The sequence below is a fragment of the Sphingobacterium siyangense genome, from assembly GCF_023277505.1.
GTDB lineage: Bacteria > Bacteroidota > Bacteroidia > Sphingobacteriales > Sphingobacteriaceae > Sphingobacterium > Sphingobacterium siyangense.
This window is the reverse complement of record NZ_CP080574.1, coordinates 2,032,374-2,052,806: the sequence shown is the minus strand read 5'-3', so window position 1 is coordinate 2,052,806 and position 20,433 is coordinate 2,032,374. Positions and strand designations below refer to the sequence as shown.

Below are 20,433 nucleotides of genomic sequence, written 5' to 3'. Positions count from 1 at the left end.
TGTTTATAACTCAAATGTTGAACCGATTTCCGGCAATGACAATGAAATATCCTCATTTTGGAATTTATCCAAAGCTTGTTGTTTATCGATCGTTATTGGCGGAAATGAATCGTAATGAATCCCAACTACCCGAGCACAATTCACAAATTCAGCGGCTTTAATTGCATCATCCACATCCATTGTATAATGCCCACCAATAGGCAAAAATGCCCAATCCAGCTTCATGTCTGCCAGCAATTTCATTTCCATGGTTAATGCCGTATCTCCAGCAAAATAAATTCGCTTGCCTTTTACATTAAAGACAAAACCTACAGGAAACCCACCGTATTGACCATCAGGTGTACTATTGGTATGTGCGGCATATACCATCTTTACCGAACCAAAAGGTAGTTGAACCGTTCCGCCCAAGTTAAACTCGATAACTTTATCATCAGGTACTCCCTGTCTTCTCACCCAGCCTGCCGTTTCAACAATCGCTAAAACAGTGGCACCGCTGTTTTTTTGAATCGTCGCCATATCTGCCACATGGTCCTGATGTCCATGACTTAAAAAGATATAATCCGGTTTAATTGTATTTACATCGATTTCTTTTGCAAGTGGATTATACGTAACAAATGGATCTAAAAGAACCTTCGTTCCGTCAAAATCAAACTCCACACATGATTGTCCGTAATAAGTTGCTTTCATGATAATATCGCTATTGATTAAATAATCCGCTTAGTCCTCCTAGTCCACCCAACATATCCTTGCTTGCTGCCTGCATTTCAGCCTGGCTGATATTCTCAGCTTGAGCAATTGCCTTATTCAGAGCAACCACAAGCAACTCCTCCAATTCTTCCTTATCTGCGTTTGATAAAAATACAGGATCGATGGTAACCTCTTTTATCTCTTTGTTTGCTGTCGCTACCACACGGATTAAACCACCTTCCACTTCACCAGACACAGAAATTGAATCCAATCTTTTCTTGATTTCCTCCGCCTTTTGCTGGGCTTGAAATAATTTGTCAAACATATTTATATCATTTATTTCAGGCCAATTTACAAAAATCTGCGCATACCTACTATTGCTAATTTACTTTCGCCAATGCCTCCTTTTTTTCTGAAAGTGACTGGTCTTATTGACCAGAAAGAACCTTCAGTTCGCTTTCATTGCGCTTGGTGTCTTCGAAGTCATGAAGGTTTTGTATTTTTGCACCATGCAAAGCAATCAAGAAAAACTAGTCGCCCATATTTTGGACCAGTTGGACCTAAATCCGGCAGCTATTCCAGCTGAAACCTACGACACATTGATTTCAGATCGCCCTCAACTTGTCGACATCGATGATATGATCTCCTATATCAAACGTATCGGGACTGATCTCGATGCCATCGATAAAACAGTTGAACTGGTTGAAAAAATTGAAGACGAAACAAGTATTCTAATCCACAAGCTTAAGTTTATTTCGGCCACTGACAGGCCCAAAGTACTGGTGCTGGACCAAATACAGCCCCTTGAAATAAACCGTTCTGCCTATCTGCAGGAAGCCATAAAAATTGCAGGTGGTATTCCAGTTACGACAGAACATGATGCCGATAAAATCATCGTCATCGGCAATGGGGAACAGACATTTATCCAAATTCCACAATTGTTGAATACGGCAGCTATCGCTTCATCCAAAGCTATCGAGCTTGATCAGGTCTTTATTATGACCAGTGAACAATTTGCACAAATTCCCGGATACAATTATTTGAGCGAACTCGAATCCTTAGCCGAAATTCTTCAACCAAAGTATTTCGTTTATGGTCATGAAGGGAACGATTGGCTACAATTTCAACTAAGCTAAAGAACCAAAATATTGGCATAAAAAAACAGCTCCGGTAGAACGAGAGCTGTTTTTTATGTTTTATAATTTTAGTTATATCTTCTGCGCAGGACATTGTATAATTTTTCAACGGTATGCGGCTTATCTGCCCATTTATTTTTAATAGCATAATTTGTCTGCAAAAATGCATCCGCTTCCGCGTAGCTTGTAAACCTATTCAACAATTCGACAGCCTCACTATATGCTAAACTATACCCATTAAACAAATCCTTAATAAATAAGAGCTTATCATTTAAACTTATCCCTGCTTTAATATCCGTGAGTTTATCGCTCTGTCCAGATTGATTCACCTGATAAACACGATTCTGTACACCAGCTTGTTTCTGTTGAGAGATAATTTCATTTAAGGTCAATGGTCTCGCTGGAGCTTCCTCAATGACCGTATTGATTTCCTCCTGAATAAGAACTTCTTGCGGCTGTTCAATAACGACCTCTTTTGGTTCTTCGATTACTTCTGTAACGAAGACAGTAGGTTCTTCAACTTGCGCTTTAACTTCCTTTTCTGCCTGATAAGCTAATTCCTCCACTGGAGCAGCTTCAAAAACCGGCGGAGTTGCAACAACTGGCGGACCGACAGGTTCAGCAATTGCAGGACTAGGCTCCTCCGATTGTAAAGGTTCACTTTCAGAAACAAATGGAGTTTCTGGCTCTTTCGATTTTACAGGTTCACTTTCAAAGACAAATGGGGTCTCTTTTTCCTCCACGATCGCTTCTTCATTTTCACGGCTGAAATCTTCAACTGGTTGAGCTTCTTGAACCTCTTTTTGGGGCTGTTCAGCAACAACTTGCTGCGCTGATGTTCTAATGGTAGAAGGTGGGGTAAAATAATCGTTGAAAGCAATCTTCTTACTGTCCAAGGCTGCATTACTTAAAGCATGCTGCGATTGACCTTCCTGAAGAACAGCCTTGGTCTTGAGTAAAGTTATGTAAGCCGCTACAGCCTGTGCTTTCGCTTCCAGTGTTACTAATTCGTTAATTTCGGACAAACTCCCCTGCTCTGACAAGCTTAAATACTGTCCATTTAAATCCTGTAATAAATCGCCTATCTTATTAAAAATTTCCTCTTTAGTACCCATAGTTCTATTTGAAATCACCAATTAATCATTTATAATACTTATACCTTCAACCGACCGAAAAGTGGAAAACTCAATCCTTTGATTTAGAAATATTTGGATTTACGTTCACTTTTTTGCTACCCAAATTTAATATTTAATTCTGATATTAGCAGTGTCAAAAACAGAATATAATGGGAGGTCATTTTACAAAAATCACCTTATTTGCAGACCTTCCGACAAAATTAAATTAATCAAATGCTTTTTTCCGAACATAATTTGGCTTTGCGCCCCGCTCAATATGGTAGCATTGAAATTGTCTGTGGCTCGATGTTCTCAGGCAAGACAGAAGAATTGATTCGCAGGCTCAAACGAGCACAATATGCACGTTTGAATGTCGAAATCTTTAAACCATCTGTTGACAAACGATACGATGAAAAGTTGGTCGTTTCTCACGATAGTAATAGCATCCCGTCAACACCCGTTGATCATTCTTCAGCGATCCTACTTTTGAGTTCATCTACCCAAGTTGTCGGAATCGATGAGGCACAATTTTTTGATGACGGTTTGACAGAGGTGTGTGTCAAATTGGCAAATAGTGGTATCCGGGTAATTGTTGCCGGGCTCGATATGGATTTTCAAGGGCAACCATTTGGCCCAATTCCCAATCTAATGGCAGTAGCCGAACACGTTACGAAAGTACATGCGGTTTGCATGCAATGTGGCGCTCCAGCGAATTATTCCTATCGCCTGACCAAGGATACGGAAACCGTACTTTTAGGTGAAAAAGACGCTTATGAACCACGTTGTAGACCCTGTTATTTCCATTTGAATAAATAGCCTGATCAAAAAAGTCAACTAAAAATCTGCCAAAAGTGCTATAAAAACTATTTGGCATAAGATTTGAAATATACTTTATAAATAAGAAGATTAGCGCTATTAATAGCGACAAAATACTTTTCATAATTTAGGTTTATAATTGGTTAGTTAGCACCTCCTTGCCCATCAAGGAGGTGTTTTTTTAATAAAAAAAGAACGCTGCTCTCTTTGACTGAGAACAGCGTTCTTTTTTTGATCAACTCCTATATACAAGGTTTAAGGCTGAACACCGTAGTTTATTACCTTACGGCCAATATTCCCTGTTTGATCCATTCCCTCGACGATTACCTTGTAATTTCCATTTCCGTCGGCATTATAAAACTGAATAGCCGCCTCCCCGGTCTCTGTGATCGAGACTTTAGGATTCCAGTAAATGGTCGTTCTCAAATCGTTTGCAGCCTTTCTTTCCGGCGTATCATATTTCGGAACATAGAACTTCCGCTCTTTAATATACCCCAATGGATACATATCGATTACATTTGATTTAGGCAATAAGCTTTCAATCTCACTCAATGACATCCGTGGTTTCTTCGCTTCCACTTTCTTCGTATAGATTGACACAACACCATTATTTTGATACATTCTGGAGACTGTACCCAATTCATCACGTAAGAAGATTTCGATACCTTCGATATCGGCGACATTGATGCTATTCAATCCGGGCTCATCAATAGCCATACCGTTCAGAAAGAATTGAACAGGTGTACGCCCACCCGCATTATAATCACGAGAAACATAATATTTCAATGTCTGTGGATCATAGGTAATGCCCGTCAATACCGTTTGAAGACACATAGTCAACACGTTACAACCGGTCAAACGTTCGGGTTCAATACGGTGTTCCGGCATGGACAGTCCCGAAATAGAAGGGAAATCTTTATTGGTGATTACTTTCTTCACTACAGCCGTCACTTCGACCTCATCCAAGAGAATCGATTTTCGATACTCTTTTCGGCTATTCGCCAAATAAGGAGCAAAAGCCTGGTCTATATTAGGTACAAAATAACTCTTATAGCCATTATTCTTATCGATCTCGGGGTAAAAGCTCTGGTCCATATTGATAACCAAGCTTCGGTAATTGTCATTCGATCGGGCATTAACCGTTACTTTGGACGAATCCGGGAACACAAGATCCTTAAAGGCGAAACGTCCATTTTGATCTGTATACACATCCTTCTTAATGTTGCGGGAAGGTATCGTCAAAAGTAATCCACCGTTTGGATAAGGACGTCCCGTATTCATCCGCAGGATACCGGACAATTCGATTCCCTGTTCAGGAAGAAAACTGATCTGCGGCAACTTCTCCGCTATGAGCGTCGGGTAGTCAAATCGGCGAAATCCCTGCGTCATTAATAAAGCATCCAAAGCTTTATCCCGATTGGGATTTTTTTCATCAAAATATGAATTTGGGTTCTCTACATTTCCTTTGAGGTCCGAAGTCAACAAAAAGTTGCTCACAATCGATAGATCTGCCTGATCATTATAGGGAACTTTGGATTCGTCTATTACAGCTACTGAATAGCTTCCCGGGAACTTCTGCCCATTGTTGTCTACAGCAAGTTTAAGATTGACCAAGTCTTTAGCCTTATAACTTTGCTTATCGCTGGTAACCTGAATATTTAAAAGCTTTTCGCTTTGAACAAATGCCAAGCGTTCACTGATAGGCTTTCCGTCAGGACTCAATAAGGTAACCTGGACAATACCATTTGGTAAACGCTCTTTCGGAATATTGACCAATGCGGATGAAGATTTCAAATTCACCTGCGCGCCAAAACAGAGATGTCCATTCGACTGAACCAAAACATAATAGGATTGCCCTTGGTTTTTTGAAAAATTCTCTTCACTGGTTACCACGGCAAACTCAGCATTCGTAGCATCCTGTTTTACAAAAACAACATTTGCCTTGTCATTGACAACAGCCGGCAATTTGTATTTGCGTTCCTGTCCATTCTCAAACTTCACAACAGCTTGATAATTTTCTCCCGCGAGCGGCAGAAGAGAAAAATAGCCCATTCCAGTTCCGAAGTCCGCAAACTCCGCTACAGACTTGCCCTTTGAATCTAAAATACTTCCTTTTACCTTTAGCCCTTTCCCATCGGATCCGAGGGCTTTAAATGCCACTTTTTTTGCCAATCCGGCGATAATATCTCCCCCTTCAGGAAAGAATTGCACGTCTGCATCCCATAAGGCATTTTTGAGCAAGAAAGAACTAGACAAAGGTTTTTCATTTTTATTCTCCTGAATGCTAATCTTCAGTTGTCCTTTCTCCAAATTTGCTTTTTCCTTTGCAGACAAATTTATCGTTACTTTCCCTAGACCATCCGTCTCACCTTTACCCTTGTCGAACGTTTCCCATCCCGAGACAAACTCCCAATTGATTTTTGAATTGATCATCGGTTTTCCCGTACGATCGCGGAACTGTATGACAGCTTGGGTTTTATTGCCACCAATGTTATTTTGAAATTCAATGTTTGTAATCAATTTCTTATTGATAACATCACCGATTGGCACCACTTTATTAAAGAAGTAGGCATTATCAAAGTTGGCCATCCATTTTGTGTAAGCCCTAAATCGATAATTGTCCTGCGACATAAATTGAGGATCAAGTACAATCTGCCCATTTCCTACCCCTTTATCCAATGGAATTTTTAGTGTCTGAATCAGGGAATCACGACTGTTCAGTACTTCCACATAAGCTATTTTACTCGGCTCATATTCGGCCAAATTGCGGGATAAATAGGTCGAAAACCAGAGGGTATCCCCCACCGCATAATATGGTTTATCGAAATGTAAATGTACCTTTTCAACTGGGTAGACCTGAAAATATTTCTGAACTCGTTCTACGATCGTATTAATAGGCAACGTAGGTGTCGTCTGGGCATAAGCCTTCCCCATTCCTAACAGTCCTATCGATAAAGTCAACAGTTTTACAGTATTTAACTTAAGCATCTAATTATTAGTGATTTAATTATTCAATGTATCCTAAATTGTGTCCTTAATATTTCAGCCCACTTTTTTTAGCGTATTGTTTTTGAAGTTTCAAATTAAACTTAATTTCCTTTTCGCTTTGACCTAAATTCTCGGCTCTCACTTTCGTATTATTAATAAATAATTCATTATACACCTCTTTAGCGATTTCTTTTGCACTAGTCTTTTTTTCTAGTTTATTCTCCAAGTCATTAATAACTTCATTACCTAGATTAGAAATTTGCGTTACAGCATCTTTAGTACTATTGATTAAGATGAGTTGATTCTCTAGTGTTTCAATAAATTCCTTTTGGTTCACTACACTCTTGAGTTTATCAAAAATCAGAGTTTCATGTTCAATTGCAGTCATATTCCAAATATAATTATTTCCATTTTATATTATTCAACAATTCATTTTTTAACATTATTTGACGGTTGATAAGCACCAACTCATCAAACAATTCTTTAGTGGCGAACTCTTCACTATTTTGCTGGTTACTCACTGATAGGGAATACAACTCATCCTCGTCCTTATATCCATCCTCCATTGCAGATATTTGTAACGTTAGGCTCTTAGTTTCGTTAGCTAGTTGCTGTAAACGTAAAGGGTCTTTAGTTGTGCGTTGCTCATCTCGAAGTTTTGACTTTTAATTTGATCCCTTGAAGAGCATCAAGTTTTTTTCTAAAACTTTCACCCTTTTTTGCGCTTCCTCAACATCGACAGATACGCCTAATACTATTTCTTCTTTATTTGAATTGCCTTTAATAGCCATAATTTTTTAGATAATTATTGGCTCCGTGGCAAAGGGTGGAAACAAAAAAGCTACCCAATTGGATAGCCATCATTGTACATACTCTGGTAGGTAATATGTACGGTATTATGTATTTTAATATTCAGCTTTTGTAGCTTCGACACCTTTTATTATATTGAACATCCAATCAAGACGTTTATTATCATTTCGAATCAAGAGATAATTATTTAATTTACCACTTTCAAAATTAAAATCTATAAGACCGTCTGGTTTTACACTAATTCTATATGTTTCATTTTTGTTGTTCTGAATTTTTTCCAATTCGTACAAAAAATCTTTCCCATATATTTCCTTATAAGCTCCCTCTAGATTGGCAATAAGTTCTTCCTTGGAATATCCTTTTTTAATAGTATGTTCATATTGGTAAGGGTCTTTATCCCCCTCACAACTTGTTAGTATGGTTGTCGTCAGCCCTAACATAAGTAACAGTAATAATAAAGATTTTTTCATCCTGTAAATATATATTAAATAATAATCTTCTGCAATTTGCACTTTGATAGTAAGGTATTGTTACTATAGTTCACCTCTAGTAGCTTAAAGTATGTATTACCATCTTCATTTTCCACATAGATTGGCTTAGTAAAATCCAACTCTTCAACCTCTTCTTTTGTAAGATAAATTTCAACTTCCAACACTGTCAAATTGTTATCGATCAGCTCCTTTATTCTATTGGTGTAATATAAATTGAACAATGATTTAGATTTATTTATTGCTGTAAAATCATACGTCATCAAATTGAAAGGAAATAAAAAAACCGCCTTAAAACATGTTTAAAGCGGTTCAAATATATTAAAATGTCGTTAATTAAATCAATAGTTTTATGTGCTTCATTGAAAGTCTTAGAATAAAAAATGAATAGCTAAATATATTCAATTTTGAGCAAAGACCAACCTCATTGGGGTATTTTTAACATTTATTATACCTATCCATAGGGTCATTACCGACTCTTTAAAGGTAATTTAAAGCAATGGAGCCAAAAGCCTACAGATGGAATCAACTCCTCTTTTCCAGCGGCTTCGTTGCATCCATTTTCGGATTGTAATCAGATCTGAGGCCTCAATATCAGCCAAAAATTGCGCATTAAGACGGTCGCAAAGCGCTTTATCCGAGACAATTCCCGAGATTTCAAAATTGATGTAAAAACTTCTGATATCTAAGTTTGTCGTACCGATATAGGCAAGCTTCCCATCAATACAGATGGTTTTGGCATGCAGAAATCCCTTTGTATAAAGGTATACGTTGACTCCTCTTTCCAACAGTGGTTTTATAAACGAGAATGAGGCGTGCTGTACAAAAAACGAATCAGACCGGGCCGGCAACATCAAGTCCACACGGACTCCTGAAGATACCGCGAGCATTAAAGCGGTCGTCAATTGATCGCTGGGAATAAAATATGGCGTACACAACTGTACATATTCTTTTGCTTCGTTGATACCGGCAATAATTGCTTCCATATTGAAAGGCGCTGGCGATCCAGGATCACTGGCTGTAAATCCTACTCCACTCGCATCTTCATCGGTAAGAGGAAATCGGTTTAAATAACCTCGGCCCAATTCAAACGATTCCCCATCTGTCTGGTTCCAGCTGTTCCAAAACTGGATTTGCAACGTATTTACAGCCGCGCCGACAACCATCATAGCTGTATCCCGCCAATAAACCTCATTTTTTCCATTATTGATATACCGATCTGAAATATTGATTCCGCCGACAAAACCTATTTTCCCATCGATCACCGCTATCTTGCGGTGATTTCGGTAGTTGCTATTCGCCAAGGAACTAAAGGTTACTGGAAGGAAAGCTTGAAACACAAAATCGGGTTTATGCCTCCGTAAATATTTAATTACATCAGGAGAACCAAAACTATCCAATATCAGACGTACGGTGACCCCAGCTTTTGCTTTTTCTTCTAGAATATGTAAGATCTCCTGCCCTATTTCATCCATGTCCCAGATATAATATTCCATGTGAATGGAATGCTGCGCAGCTTTAAGACGATCAATAAGTACCGGAAACTTTTCTTCCCCATTGATAAACAGGGTTACATCGTTGTTGAGGGAAAATGTAGAGATCTTTTGATTTTTAAGATAGCGGTATACCATGGCCAAACTACCGATTCGCTCGTTTAAGGTATCGATATGTTCCTCCATAATTTCAGATTCCTTACGCCAGGCATCCATGAGTTTTTTGGACTGCTCACGATACACACGTTTCATTCTTTTGACCTTTTTAAATTTTTGTCCAAAGAAATAGTAACTGAGTAATCCAATGACAGGTAAGAAAACAATGACCATAATCCAGGCAATGGTCTTGGAAGGGTTACGGTTTTCGATCAGGATCGTTCCGATTACACCAATATAAAGGATGAGTAAGGGGATCCAATAGTATGTTAATGCAATCTGTAAAATATGATGAAGTACCTCCATATTGTTTGCTAAGGGTTTTACCAAACTTAGATAAATTACCTTTTATATGCAATTTAATTGCCTAGCATATATAAGTAATTTATCGATCTCTCCTCTGCTTATTGAGAAATTTATTTATTGAGGAAATATAATACTTAGCATCGACATATTGTTTGTCGTTAAACACAGTTTATTGCACCATCGACATGAATGAATGGACTTAAATAAGGAATGTCTAAATTGGCACCCCGGAGTATAAACCAAATTCCCAATAAGAAATAGAGAAAGGGAACCCATTTCGAAAATCCGATTTTGAAAGATCTGGAGAAATTTCCCAGAAAAGAAAACGCAAACAACAGCGGGATAGTTCCTAAGCCAAAACACAACATAAAAAAGAAACTTTGCTGTGGACTGTCTGCATTTATGGACGACATGAGTGCCATGTAGACCATACCACAGGGCAATAAGCCATTCAGTACGCCAGCAATAAAACTCCCCCCCGGTTTATAGAGCCATTTCGATAATAAGCGTACAATTGGCTGCACAGCCTTCGTCTGCCAGCTAGCGATTTTCCGATTATGCTTACCAATAAGCTGGAATAAAGCAATTCCGATCAAAATAATACCTGTGGCCCAGCTCAAACTTCGCTGCCAACCTTGAATCTGCGCAAATGTTCCGATCGTACCGAGTAAAAGTCCTAAACAACCATAAGTCAGTACCCTTCCGGATTGATACAGTATTTTATTTAAAAAAACGTTCCAACCAAAACCCTGCCTTCCTTCAATAGCAAAAATTAATGGACCACACATTACCGCACAATGTATGCTTCCAAACAATCCCATGAAAAATGCAAAATAGGTATAGCTCATTTCCCTAAAATAAAATATGCTCTTCAAACAAAAAATCTTTACCTACACTCTTCCAGTCAATATACAAATTCCACATTCCTTTATCGAACGTGGAAATGGGCAGTGTATATAAATTACTGGTTGTCTGAAATGGTAATTCTTTATCCAATCGGTTATCCGAAGGTTTTCGAAACAGCAATTTCCCTTTATTTACTTTGGAGACAAAATGAATATACAAGGTATCTTGCCTGATTTCTATCGTCGGTGATTCCTTCATAATCAATACATTTTGCTTTTTATCGTAAGCTTGATCATAATTCAGTCCCTGCTCGTAATAGTCATCTTCTTCCAGACTATCCGAATCGTGACTCACCATGTATATTCCTGCTCCGACTATACACAACATAAATACCGCCAAGGTTAAAAAAATCTTTGTACCCCAATTCATTGTTTTTCATTTTAATTCATACCCGGAGGCGCAATAAAAGTGGTTGTTAAACTTTCCACTTTCTTATCTCCCGAATAGATAGCTAATTTTACATTACTTTTATAGGTCTCCACATCCTTATTCGCGATAATTAGAAAAAAGCTCAGTGTCGCATGCCCATCTTTACTCAATTTTTGAATAGGATTGACCAGTTGAATCGTTAAACGCGGATCATCACAGACCAATTTAAAAGGCATTTCTTTACCAGACTTATTAATCAATTCCAAAGAATACAGGTTGCTTATTGTCTTATCATCACGAAGCTGGTAGGTGCTTCCCTTTGCCCGAAGCAATCTTCCATCCACCTGAGAACGATTGAACAACAGAAAACTAAAGACCGACATTAATGCAACCAACACGATAGAATAGGCTATTGCCCTCGTATTGCTTTTTTTCTTCAGTGTTCCTTCAATCTCACCCATTGGATAAAAGCCAATTAACTTTTTAGGCTTTCCAATTTTGTCCATGACAGCATCACAGGCATCAATACAGGCCGTACAGCTTACACATTCTAATTGCAGACCATTTCGAATATCAATTCCTGTGGGGCATACATGTACACAGAGTTTGCAGTCTACACAATCTCCATGTGTCGTCATTGCATCCTTTTGCTGTTTTCCTCTTGGCTCTCCACGTCCATGATCATATGCAACAGTGATACTTTGGTCATCGAGGAGTACGCCCTGCAATCTGCCATAAGGGCAAATTGCAATACATACAATCTCCCTGACGTACGCAAACACACCATAGAAAACCAATGTAAAGATGATTATTGAGATCAATCCACCGATATGTTGGTCCAATGGATCAGTGACAATCTTCATCAGTGCATCAACACCGATGATATAAGACAAAAAGATATTTGAAATGAAAAATGATATGATCAGGAATATACCATGTTTCAAAAACTTTTTCAATTGTTTTTGATCCGTATTGGGTCCAGCATCCAATTTCTTTTGTTGTTGCCAATCACCTTCGATCCAATATTCAATTCGTCTAAATATTAATTCCAAAAAAATGGTCTGGGGGCAAGTCCATCCGCACCATACCCGTCCAAAGACAACAGTAAACAAAACCACACATACCATCACGATTAACATGCCGAATACGAATATGTAGAGATCCTGTGGATAGAACAGATTTCCTAAGATGGAAAACTTTCGCTCAATAATGTTGAACATGAGAAACGGTTCACCATTTATTTTGATAAAAGGAACTACAAACAAGAACAGCAGTAGTGAATACCCAACCCACTGTCTCTTTTTGTAAAGCTCTCCCTGCGGTTTTTTGGCATAAATCCATTGTCTTTTTTTTGACTTAGATCCACCGTTATTGGCATTATTCACGACTACTGTACTCATTGCTATTTCAATTTACTACTCTGCTTTTTTTTCTGTTTCAGCCTGATCGGCTTTGCTCTCATCCGCCGGCTTCTCTCCACTTGCAGCCTGGCCACCGCCATAGGTTACCTCTTCACCTTGCGGAGCTTTTGGATTAGCGGGGTGTGTATCCCTTAAGGTGATAATATAACTGGCAACCTGTGCAATTTGTGCAGGACTTAAGGTTTGTTCCCATGGCACCATTCCTTTATCAGGAACACCATACTTAATGGTTTTGAAGATATCTTTAATCTCGCCACCATGAAGCCAAAACTTATCGGTCAAGTTAGGTCCGATGCCTCCCTCGCCACTACCACCGTGGCAAGCGACACAGTTTGCGGTAAAGATCGCTTTTCCATCAGCTGCCATTTCCGGCTGAAACTCCACGCTACTTTCGTCTACATTGCTCGCAGAAGCAGTAAGATAAGCCTGACGCTCTTTCTCGGCAACGACCATCTCATGTTCATACTCCTGGTCCTGGTTCATTCCGATGCCCGACACCTGATAAACAAATAAGTAAACAAGGCCGAAAAAAATCGTTCCATAAAAAAGAAAATTAAACCAGATCGGAATCGGATTATCCAATTCGCGGATACCATCATACTCATGGTCTATAACAATATCCTTTTCTTCTGAAATCGGTCTGATCCCCATGATCTTGTTCCACGACCTTTTCATCCAGCCCTTATTCGCCGCCTTTTTGAGTTTTTCCTCCTTGGCCAATTCAGGCATGGTAATCTTAATGATGGATTTCATCGCGCGATTGACCATCAATGCCGAAGCAAGAAGAGCCAGCATCACAACGATCAATACAACAATTAAGATATCTGTGTATAAATTATCTGTACCGAATCCTATCGTAGATTGAACAACTTCTGCGGTAGCTGGTGCAGTATCCAATAATAAACTCATATATTATAGACTTTCAGGTGAATGATTCAGTTCCTTTTCTGTTTCATCTTCTTCCAAAGGCAATTCCTTCATATAAGTAACATAGTCTTTTTTCATTCGAAACAACATTATTGCTACTGAAATGAAGAACACCAAGAAGATCCAAAGTGATGCAATTAGATAAAGCTCACTGCCGTTTAGATTTGTTATTTGCTTAAACATGGCTTTATTGATTTGCGTTAACATTATCAGCTACTTTTGGAGCTGCTTTTATATCTGTTCCTAATCGCTGTAAGTATGCAATTACAGCTACAATCTCACGGTCAGCTAACACATTCACTTGATTTTGTTTTAGATCATCAGCAATTTTTTGTGCCTGTTTGGTAAGATCCTGCTCAGCATGTTCAATTTCCGCATCGGTATAGGGAATTCCCAATTTCCGTAACGCTTTCATTTTATCTTGCAGAATAGAATTATCTAGCTTCTGATCGATCAACCAAGGATATGTTGGCATAATACTTCCTGGCGAGGTAATCGTCGGATCCAACAGGTGATCAAAGTGCCATTTATTTGGGTATTTTCCACCGATTCGATGCAGATCTGGTCCCGTCCGCTTCGAACCCCATAAAAACGGTGTATCGTAAACAAACTCTCCCGCCTTACTATACTCTCCGTAACGGGCAGTTTCGGATCTAAATGGACGAATAGTTTGCGTGTGACAGTTTACACAACCTTCTCTCACGTAGAGATCCCTTCCCTGCAGTTCCAATGCTGTATAAGGTTTTACACTCGCAATCGTTGGAACGTTTTTAGAAATTGTAAAAGTCGGCACCATCTCCACCATACCCCCGATGAGGATCGCAATAAGAGCCAGTACCATAAATAAAATTGGCTTACGTTCAAGGCGACGGTGTTGAGACTGTTCGTTTACTTGAACCGGCAATAATGCAGGAGCTTCTGCAGGCTCATTGGCCAAAAGCTTCCCTTTTTGCATAGTTTTGATCAAGTTGAACGTCATTAGGAACACGCCCGATAGATAAAGTGCACCACCTAGTGCACGCATCATGTGCATTGGCAAAATTTCCAATGTTGTCGCAAGGAAGTTGGGATATTTCAAAACCCCTTCCGGTGTAAATTCTTTCCACATCAAGCCTTGTACTACAGCTGCCCAATACATCGGGATCGCATAGAACAAAATACCCAAGGTACCTATCCAAAAGTGCGTTGATGCCAATTTTTTAGAATATAACTCCGTTTTATAAATACGTGGTATCAACCAGTACAGAATACCGAATGTCATAAAGCCGTTCCATCCCAATGCACCTACGTGTACGTGTGCTACGATCCAGTCGGTAAAGTGAGCAATTGCATTCACCTGCTTTAAAGATAGCATAGGGCCTTCGAAAGTCGCCATACCATAACAAGTAAGGGCCACGACCATGAATTTTAACATAGGCTCTGTCCGCACCTTATCCCAGGCACCACGTAAGGTCAACAAGCCATTGATCATACCGCCCCAACTCGGAGCAATCAACATAATGGAGAATACAACCCCTAAAGACTGTACCCAACCAGGTAGCGCCGTATAGAGCAAATGGTGAGGACCTGCCCAGATATAAATAAAGATTAAAGACCAAAAGTGAAGAATACTTAACTTGTAAGAGTAAACTGGACGGTTGGCCATCTTAGGAAGGAAATAATACATCATTCCCAAATAAGGAGTTGTCAAGAAAAAAGCAACTGCATTGTGACCATACCACCATTGTACCAGCGCATCCTGTACGCCTTTGTAGACATAATAGCTTTTCCATCCAGCTACAGGTAATTGGATGGAGTTAACAATATGTAATACCGCTACTGTAACAAATGTGGCAATATAGAACCAAACAGCGACATACATGTGACGTTCGCGTCGTTTGATAATAGTACCGAACATATTGATTCCGAATACGACCCAAATGAGGGTAATTGCGATATCAATAGGCCATTCCATTTCGGCATACTCATGGCTTGAAGTAAGACCGAGTGGGAGTGTAATAGCCGAGGCAACAATAATTAATTGCCAACCCCAAAAATGGAGCTTACTCAAAGCATCACTGAACATTCTTGCTTTAAGCACCCGCTGTAAGGAGTAATACACTCCCATAAAAATACCATTACCTACGAAAGCAAAAATCACCGCATTGGTATGCACAGGACGTACACGGCCAAATGTTGTAAATTGCAATCCAAAGTTCATCTGGGGCCAAACAAGCTGCGTTGCCACAAGCAATCCTATGGTCATACCAACTATCCCCCAAATAATGGTAGCGATTCCGAAATTCCTGACAATCTTGTTGTCGTAATTAAATTGCTCTAACTGCATTACTTAAATTGTTGATTCTGATTCAAAAATAAGCAGCAATTTATGACAATCTAATGATGGACAATGCGTACAAAAGTGATGTACGTCACTTTTTTATTAACCGATTAAAAGGGTTAGTTAGCAATTTCGACCATTGGTTGTAAATGACTTAGGGAAAATAGAGATCTTGAAAGATACTTTTTACAATTAAATCAGACATCAATAGTGACCGCAGTCACATTTCCTGCAGTTTAATACCCTGTTTCAATGGCAATATGAGTTAAAATCACTGTCCCATACACACGAATTTATTCCACAAACATCGAGACTATCGGCACGAAATGAATTGTAACTATAGCGCATCAAACCTCATCAAAGTAGCAAACCTTAATCTGCAGACTTATTTCACTATTCGCCGGTAGCAAGGGAGTTAAAGATTCGTAACAGATTAGTGGTGGGATTAGCTTGAACTGGCTTCTGTGTACTGTTATAGCATAATTTAGTTAACCACTGTAGAAAAGCCACTTATTAAAAGAATATGGGCTCAGCCTGAGTTTTGTAATACCCCTTGGCTACGACAGTGCAGCATAGCAGCGGAGCACAGTGATGACTGCATGACCGCCTGCTCCTGCTATGACTGGTACCATTTTACCTGTATACTTCCCAACCGAATAGCATATATAGCATTACAAGTAGCTACTGCAAGGCCAATTGATATGCAGCTATAGCATACAGGTAAAAAGTAATAGGATTTGACACGGTCAGTGCAGATTGCAGGACTGCTACCGTTTGCGGAACAGCTACCGATGGCCGGGCTCACCGACGGTCCTGTGCTGCGATAACCGATAGGCGGAGGATAGGCAATGGCCTGTACAGCGAAATACGGAAGTATCCAAACGAAAGAAGCCCTTGACTGTTTCCAGCAAGGGCTTCCGTGTAAAAAAAGGCACCGACCTACTCTCCCACCTGTTACGGCAATACCATCGGCTCTGGCGGGCTTGACTGCTCTGTTCGGAATGGGAAGAGGTAGACACCGCCGATATAGGCACCTAAAAATCTTTATTGGATGATCTATGATATTCTTATCATGTGATTCATGCCAAATGACATATGTATTGAAAGAGGTTCGTTTCCTGTTTGTTTCTTAAAAATTAAAGAGGAAGACAACAGTGTCTGTCTGCTTGAGAAAGCTTCGGGCTATTAGTACCACTTGGCTTTGGTCTCTCAACCTTTACACCTATGGCCTATCAACGTAGTCATCTTCTACGACCCTATAAGGAAGTCTCATCTCGTGGCTAGTTTCGCACTTAGATGCTTTCAGCGCTTATCTATTCCAGACGTAGCTACCCTGCCGTACACCTGGCGGCATAACAGGTTCACCAGAGGTCTGTCCAACCCGGTCCTCTCGTACTAAGGTCAGATCCACTCAAACTTCCAACGCCCACAACAGATAGGGACCGAACTGTCTCGCGACGTTCTGAACCCAGCTCGCGTGCCACTTTAATGGGCGAACAGCCCAACCCTTGGGACCTTCTCCAGCCCCAGGATGTGACGAGCCGACATCGAGGTGCCAAACCTCCCCGTCGATATGAGCTCTTGGGGGAGATCAGCCTGTTATCCCCAGCGTACCTTTTATCCTTTGAGCGATGGCCCTTCCATACAGAACCACCGGATCACTATGTCCGTCTTTCGACCCTGTTCGACTTGTCGGTCTCACAGTCAAGCAAGCTTATGCCATTGCACTCCACGTACGGTTACCAAGCGTACTGAGCTTACCTTTGAAAGCCTCCGTTACCTTTTTGGAGGCGACCACCCCAGTCAAACTACCCACCAAACAATGTCCTCCCCATAAGGGAGTTAGAAACCGAATACAGAAAGGGCGGTATTTCAAGGTTGATTCCATGACTCCTGGCGAAGCCACTTCAACATCTCCCGCCTATCCTACACATCCTGTACCCAATCTCAATGTTAAGCTATAGTGAAGGTGCATGGGGTCTTTCCGTCCCGTTGCGGGTAATCGGCGTCTTCACCGATACCACAATTTCACCGAGCTCATGGCTGAGACAGCGCCCAGATCGTTACACCATTCGTGCAGGTCGGAACTTACCCGACAAGGAATTTCGCTACCTTAGGACCGTTATAGTTACGGCCGCCGTTTACTGGGGCTTCGATTCAATGCTTCTCTTGCGATGACATCCCCTCTTAACCTTCCAGCACCGGGCAGGTGTCAGGCCTTATACTTCATCTTGCGATTTTGCAAAGCCATATGTTTTTGTTAAACAGTCGCCTGGGCCTTTTCACTGCGGCTGCTCTTACGAGACAGCGCCCCTTCTCCCGAAGTTACAGGGCCATTTTGCCGAGTTCCTTAGCCATGACTCACTCGAGCACCTTAGGATTCTCTCCTCGACCACCTGTGTCGGTTTGCGGTACGGGTCTTCATAACCTGAAGCTTAGCGGGTTTTCTTGGAAGTCTGTTTACCTGCTCTATCAGCGCCACCGGAGCTTTGCTGTACTATTGGGTTTCAGCAGGGTCGGCGGATTTGCCTACCGTCCCTATACCTACGCCTTTCAACGAACTATTCCGTCAGTTCGCGGCAGTGTCACTACTCCGTCACCACATCGCAGTTATGAAGAGTACTGGAATATTAACCAGTTGTCCATCGGCTTGCCCCCTTCGGGTGCGCCTTAGGTCCCGACTGACCCTGATCCGATTAACGTTGATCAGGAAACCTTGGTCTTTCGGTGGGCGGGTTTCTCACCCGCCTTATCGTTACTTATGCCTACATTTGCTTTTCCATAACCTCCACAGTTCATTGCCAAACTGCTTCCCCGGCGATGGAATGCTCCCCTACCAGATGCATATCTTTCAATGCAAATCCATAGCTTCGGTACCGTTCTTGATGCCCGTTTATTATCCACGCCCGGCCGCTCGACTAGTGAGCTGTTACGCACTCTTTAAATGAATGGCTGCTTCCAAGCCAACATCCTAGCTGTCTGGGCAACCGGACCTCGTTAGTTCAACTTAGAACGAATTTGGGGACCTTAGCTGATGGTCTGGGTTCTTTCCCTCTCGGCCTTGGACCTTAGCACCCAAAGCCTCACTGCCGGCTATATTTGATAGCATTCGGAGTTCGTCTGGATTTGGTAGGATTTGACTCCCCCGCACCCAATCGGTAGCTCTACCTCTATCAAACTCTACGCCGACGCTGTTCCTAAAAACATTTCGGGGAGTACGAGCTATTTCCCAGTTTGATTGGCCTTTCACCCCTACCCTCAGGTCATCCGGAAACTTTTCAACGTTTATCGGTTCGGTCCTCCATTACATGTTACTGCAACTTCAACCTGCCCAAGGGTAGATCACAAGGTTTCGCGTCTACCTCATCTGACTATGCGCCCTATTAAGACTCGCTTTCGCTTCGGCTGCGTCCCTGAAGGACTTAACCTTGCCAGACAAGAGTAACTCGTAGGCTCATTATGCAAAAGGCACGCTGTCACAGGACCTGCCTGCTCCAACCGCTTGTAAGCACACGGTTTCAGGTTCTTTTCACTCCCCTGTTCGGGGTTCTTTTCACCTTTCCCTCACGGTACTGGTTCACTATCGGTCTCTCAGGAGTATTTAGCCTTACCAGATGGTGCTGGTGGATTCCCACAGGATTTCTCCGGTCCCGCGGTACTCAGGATACCACTATGTCAACATTCTTTACCTGTACGGGGCTCTCACCCTTGTCGCGCAGTTTCCCACCTGCTTCCAGTTCATAGCGCTGTACAATCTCGTGGTCCTACAACCCCGACCATGCCGTAACATGATCGGTTTGGGCTCTTTCCCGTTCGCTCGCCACTACTTGGGAAATCATTGTTATTTTCTTCTCCTACGCCTACTTAGATGTTTCAGTTCAGCGCGTTCGCGTTTTATACGACTATTCTTCAAATAGTCAGGTTGCCCCATTCGGAAATCTCTGGATCAAGTCGCATTTGCCAATCCCCAAAGCTTATCGCAGCTTATCACGTCCTTCTTCGCCTCTGAGAGCCTAGGCATCCCCCGTGTGCCCTTATTTACTTTCTTCACCGGCATAGCCTTTTGCTACTATGCGGCTGCTTTTGATATATATACCCGTATGCTAGGTTCGGGATCGTTCGGCATTCACCGAGGGCCTCTCCCTTACTTCAAACACATACACGTATTGTCTCTATACTGTTGTCTTCTCTTGTAATTTTTTTTCTCTTTCAATATGTCAAAGAACTCTTTTTCCGGTATCCTGAAGTATATCGCTATACACTTCACCGGTGATGTGGAGAATAACGGATTCGAACCGTTGACCCCCTGCGTGCAAGGCAGGTGCTCTAGCCAGCTGAGCTAATTCCCCTCTTTTTTTCGTAGTCCCGAGCAGATTTGAACTGCTGACCCCTACATTATCAGTGTAGTGCTCTAACCAACTGAGCTACGGGACTAGCTTATCTTGTTCATCTCTTTCTCTCGGTCCTGCTCCTTTCGGGGCGGGCACTTTCTTCT

General features: G+C 41.2%; 18 protein-coding genes, 2 tRNA genes and 2 rRNA genes. 2 read left to right on the top strand and 20 right to left on the bottom strand.

Going from position 1 to position 20,433, the window contains the following annotated elements:
• Positions 1-3: 3 nt before the first annotated feature.
• Both K2F45_RS08280 and K2F45_RS08275 read right to left on the bottom strand, forming a co-directional pair.
• Positions 4-687 (bottom strand): metal-dependent hydrolase, encoded by a 684-nt coding sequence (locus K2F45_RS08280; protein WP_075991738.1) that lies wholly within the window; start codon positions 685-687, stop codon positions 4-6.
• Positions 688-697: 10 nt separating this feature from the next.
• Positions 698-1,012, bottom strand: coding sequence for a YbaB/EbfC family nucleoid-associated protein (locus tag K2F45_RS08275; RefSeq protein ID WP_075991737.1), 315 nt, complete (start codon positions 1,010-1,012; stop codon positions 698-700).
• A 184-nt stretch (positions 1,013-1,196) separates the two neighbouring features.
• Between K2F45_RS08275 and K2F45_RS08270 the strand changes: the two genes are divergently transcribed.
• Complete coding sequence (locus tag K2F45_RS08270) at positions 1,197-1,823, top strand: substrate-binding domain-containing protein (RefSeq protein ID WP_075991736.1); 627 nt, start codon at positions 1,197-1,199, stop codon at positions 1,821-1,823.
• A 68-nt stretch (positions 1,824-1,891) separates the two neighbouring features.
• On the opposite strand, the gene K2F45_RS08265 is transcribed toward K2F45_RS08270, so the two are convergent.
• Positions 1,892-2,938, bottom strand: coding sequence for a hypothetical protein (locus K2F45_RS08265; RefSeq protein ID WP_248933297.1), 1,047 nt, complete (start codon positions 2,936-2,938; stop codon positions 1,892-1,894).
• A gap of 234 nt (positions 2,939-3,172) precedes the next feature.
• On the opposite strand from K2F45_RS08265, the gene K2F45_RS08260 reads away from it, so the two are divergent.
• Positions 3,173-3,754, top strand: coding sequence for a thymidine kinase (locus K2F45_RS08260; protein WP_075991734.1), 582 nt, complete (start codon positions 3,173-3,175; stop codon positions 3,752-3,754).
• A gap of 255 nt (positions 3,755-4,009) precedes the next feature.
• Here the strand turns inward: K2F45_RS08260 and K2F45_RS08255 are convergent, their stop codons facing one another.
• The 17 genes from K2F45_RS08255 to K2F45_RS08180 form a co-directional block, all read right to left on the bottom strand.
• Positions 4,010-6,742, bottom strand: a complete 2,733-nt coding sequence (locus K2F45_RS08255; protein WP_248933296.1) for a carboxypeptidase regulatory-like domain-containing protein — start codon at positions 6,740-6,742, stop codon at positions 4,010-4,012.
• A 46-nt stretch (positions 6,743-6,788) separates the two neighbouring features.
• A complete protein-coding gene (locus K2F45_RS08250; RefSeq protein WP_248933295.1) occupies positions 6,789-7,130 on the bottom strand; it encodes a hypothetical protein in 342 nt (113 codons plus the stop codon).
• Positions 7,131-7,143: 13 nt separating this feature from the next.
• The gene (locus tag K2F45_RS08245) at positions 7,144-7,308 is read right to left on the bottom strand and encodes a hypothetical protein (protein ID WP_157625990.1); all 165 of its coding nucleotides are present in this window, start codon (positions 7,306-7,308) and stop codon (positions 7,144-7,146) included.
• A gap of 99 nt (positions 7,309-7,407) precedes the next feature.
• Positions 7,408-7,533: a hypothetical protein gene (locus tag K2F45_RS27345; RefSeq protein ID WP_276521442.1), complete on the bottom strand. Its 126-nt coding sequence runs from the start codon at positions 7,531-7,533 to the stop codon at positions 7,408-7,410.
• Between the two features lie 114 nt (positions 7,534-7,647).
• Positions 7,648-8,022, bottom strand: a complete 375-nt coding sequence (locus tag K2F45_RS08240; protein WP_075991731.1) for a hypothetical protein — start codon at positions 8,020-8,022, stop codon at positions 7,648-7,650.
• Positions 8,023-8,036: 14 nt separating this feature from the next.
• Complete coding sequence (locus K2F45_RS08235) at positions 8,037-8,264, bottom strand: hypothetical protein (RefSeq protein WP_157625986.1); 228 nt, start codon at positions 8,262-8,264, stop codon at positions 8,037-8,039.
• 267 nt (positions 8,265-8,531) lie between these two features.
• Entirely contained in the window at positions 8,532-9,995 is a 1,464-nt protein-coding gene (cls, locus tag K2F45_RS08230; protein ID WP_248933294.1) for a cardiolipin synthase, read from the bottom strand.
• Between the two features lie 158 nt (positions 9,996-10,153).
• Positions 10,154-10,870 (bottom strand): sulfite exporter TauE/SafE family protein, encoded by a 717-nt coding sequence (locus tag K2F45_RS08225; RefSeq protein ID WP_237242052.1) that lies wholly within the window; start codon positions 10,868-10,870, stop codon positions 10,154-10,156.
• Positions 10,848-11,270: a FixH family protein gene (locus K2F45_RS08220; protein ID WP_075991727.1), complete on the bottom strand. Its 423-nt coding sequence runs from the start codon at positions 11,268-11,270 to the stop codon at positions 10,848-10,850. Before K2F45_RS08220 ends, K2F45_RS08225 begins: the two co-directional genes overlap by 23 nt.
• 11 nt (positions 11,271-11,281) lie before the next feature.
• The gene (gene ccoG / locus K2F45_RS08215; protein ID WP_248933293.1) at positions 11,282-12,670 is read right to left on the bottom strand and encodes a cytochrome c oxidase accessory protein CcoG; all 1,389 of its coding nucleotides are present in this window, start codon (positions 12,668-12,670) and stop codon (positions 11,282-11,284) included.
• 15 nt (positions 12,671-12,685) lie between these two features.
• The gene (locus K2F45_RS08210) at positions 12,686-13,600 is read right to left on the bottom strand and encodes a cbb3-type cytochrome c oxidase N-terminal domain-containing protein (RefSeq protein WP_075991725.1); all 915 of its coding nucleotides are present in this window, start codon (positions 13,598-13,600) and stop codon (positions 12,686-12,688) included.
• Positions 13,601-13,603: 3 nt separating this feature from the next.
• Positions 13,604-13,801, bottom strand: a complete 198-nt coding sequence (locus K2F45_RS08205) for a hypothetical protein (protein WP_046671935.1) — start codon at positions 13,799-13,801, stop codon at positions 13,604-13,606.
• A 4-nt stretch (positions 13,802-13,805) separates the two neighbouring features.
• The gene (gene ccoN / locus K2F45_RS08200) at positions 13,806-15,944 is read right to left on the bottom strand and encodes a cytochrome-c oxidase, cbb3-type subunit I (RefSeq protein WP_088160744.1); all 2,139 of its coding nucleotides are present in this window, start codon (positions 15,942-15,944) and stop codon (positions 13,806-13,808) included.
• 920 nt (positions 15,945-16,864) lie between these two features.
• Positions 16,865-16,976, bottom strand: a 5S ribosomal RNA gene (rrf, locus tag K2F45_RS08195).
• A 128-nt stretch (positions 16,977-17,104) separates the two neighbouring features.
• Positions 17,105-19,986 (bottom strand): 23S ribosomal RNA (locus K2F45_RS08190).
• Between the two features lie 227 nt (positions 19,987-20,213).
• Positions 20,214-20,287: transfer RNA gene (locus K2F45_RS08185), tRNA-Ala, on the bottom strand.
• Between the two features lie 11 nt (positions 20,288-20,298).
• A tRNA-Ile gene (locus K2F45_RS08180) sits at positions 20,299-20,372 on the bottom strand.
• Positions 20,373-20,433: the final 61 nt, after the last annotated feature.

Excerpts from the sequence above, each read along its gene's own strand:
- K2F45_RS08210 (WP_075991725.1), bottom strand. The coding sequence starts at position 13,600 with ATGAGTTTATTATTGGATACTGCACCAGCTACCGCAGAAGTTGTTCAA.
- K2F45_RS08255 (WP_248933296.1), bottom strand. The coding sequence starts at position 6,742 with ATGCTTAAGTTAAATACTGTAAAACTGTTGACTTTATCGATAGGACTG.
- K2F45_RS08275 (WP_075991737.1), bottom strand. The coding sequence starts at position 1,012 with ATGTTTGACAAATTATTTCAAGCCCAGCAAAAGGCGGAGGAAATCAAG.
- K2F45_RS08240 (WP_075991731.1), bottom strand. The coding sequence starts at position 8,022 with ATGAAAAAATCTTTATTATTACTGTTACTTATGTTAGGGCTGACGACA.
- ccoG (WP_248933293.1), bottom strand. The coding sequence starts at position 12,670 with ATGAGTACAGTAGTCGTGAATAATGCCAATAACGGTGGATCTAAGTCA.
- K2F45_RS27345 (WP_276521442.1), bottom strand. The coding sequence starts at position 7,533 with ATGGCTATTAAAGGCAATTCAAATAAAGAAGAAATAGTATTAGGCGTA.
- K2F45_RS08265 (WP_248933297.1), bottom strand. The coding sequence starts at position 2,938 with ATGGGTACTAAAGAGGAAATTTTTAATAAGATAGGCGATTTATTACAG.
- K2F45_RS08270 (WP_075991736.1), top strand. The coding sequence starts at position 1,197 with ATGCAAAGCAATCAAGAAAAACTAGTCGCCCATATTTTGGACCAGTTG.
- K2F45_RS08220 (WP_075991727.1), bottom strand. The coding sequence starts at position 11,270 with ATGAATTGGGGTACAAAGATTTTTTTAACCTTGGCGGTATTTATGTTG.
- ccoN (WP_088160744.1), bottom strand. The coding sequence starts at position 15,944 with ATGCAGTTAGAGCAATTTAATTACGACAACAAGATTGTCAGGAATTTC.
- K2F45_RS08260 (WP_075991734.1), top strand. The coding sequence starts at position 3,173 with ATGCTTTTTTCCGAACATAATTTGGCTTTGCGCCCCGCTCAATATGGT.
- K2F45_RS08250 (WP_248933295.1), bottom strand. The coding sequence starts at position 7,130 with ATGACTGCAATTGAACATGAAACTCTGATTTTTGATAAACTCAAGAGT.
- K2F45_RS08280 (WP_075991738.1), bottom strand. The coding sequence starts at position 687 with ATGAAAGCAACTTATTACGGACAATCATGTGTGGAGTTTGATTTTGAC.
- K2F45_RS08245 (WP_157625990.1), bottom strand. The coding sequence starts at position 7,308 with ATGGAGGATGGATATAAGGACGAGGATGAGTTGTATTCCCTATCAGTG.
- cls (WP_248933294.1), bottom strand. The coding sequence starts at position 9,995 with ATGGAGGTACTTCATCATATTTTACAGATTGCATTAACATACTATTGG.
- K2F45_RS08205 (WP_046671935.1), bottom strand. The coding sequence starts at position 13,801 with ATGTTTAAGCAAATAACAAATCTAAACGGCAGTGAGCTTTATCTAATT.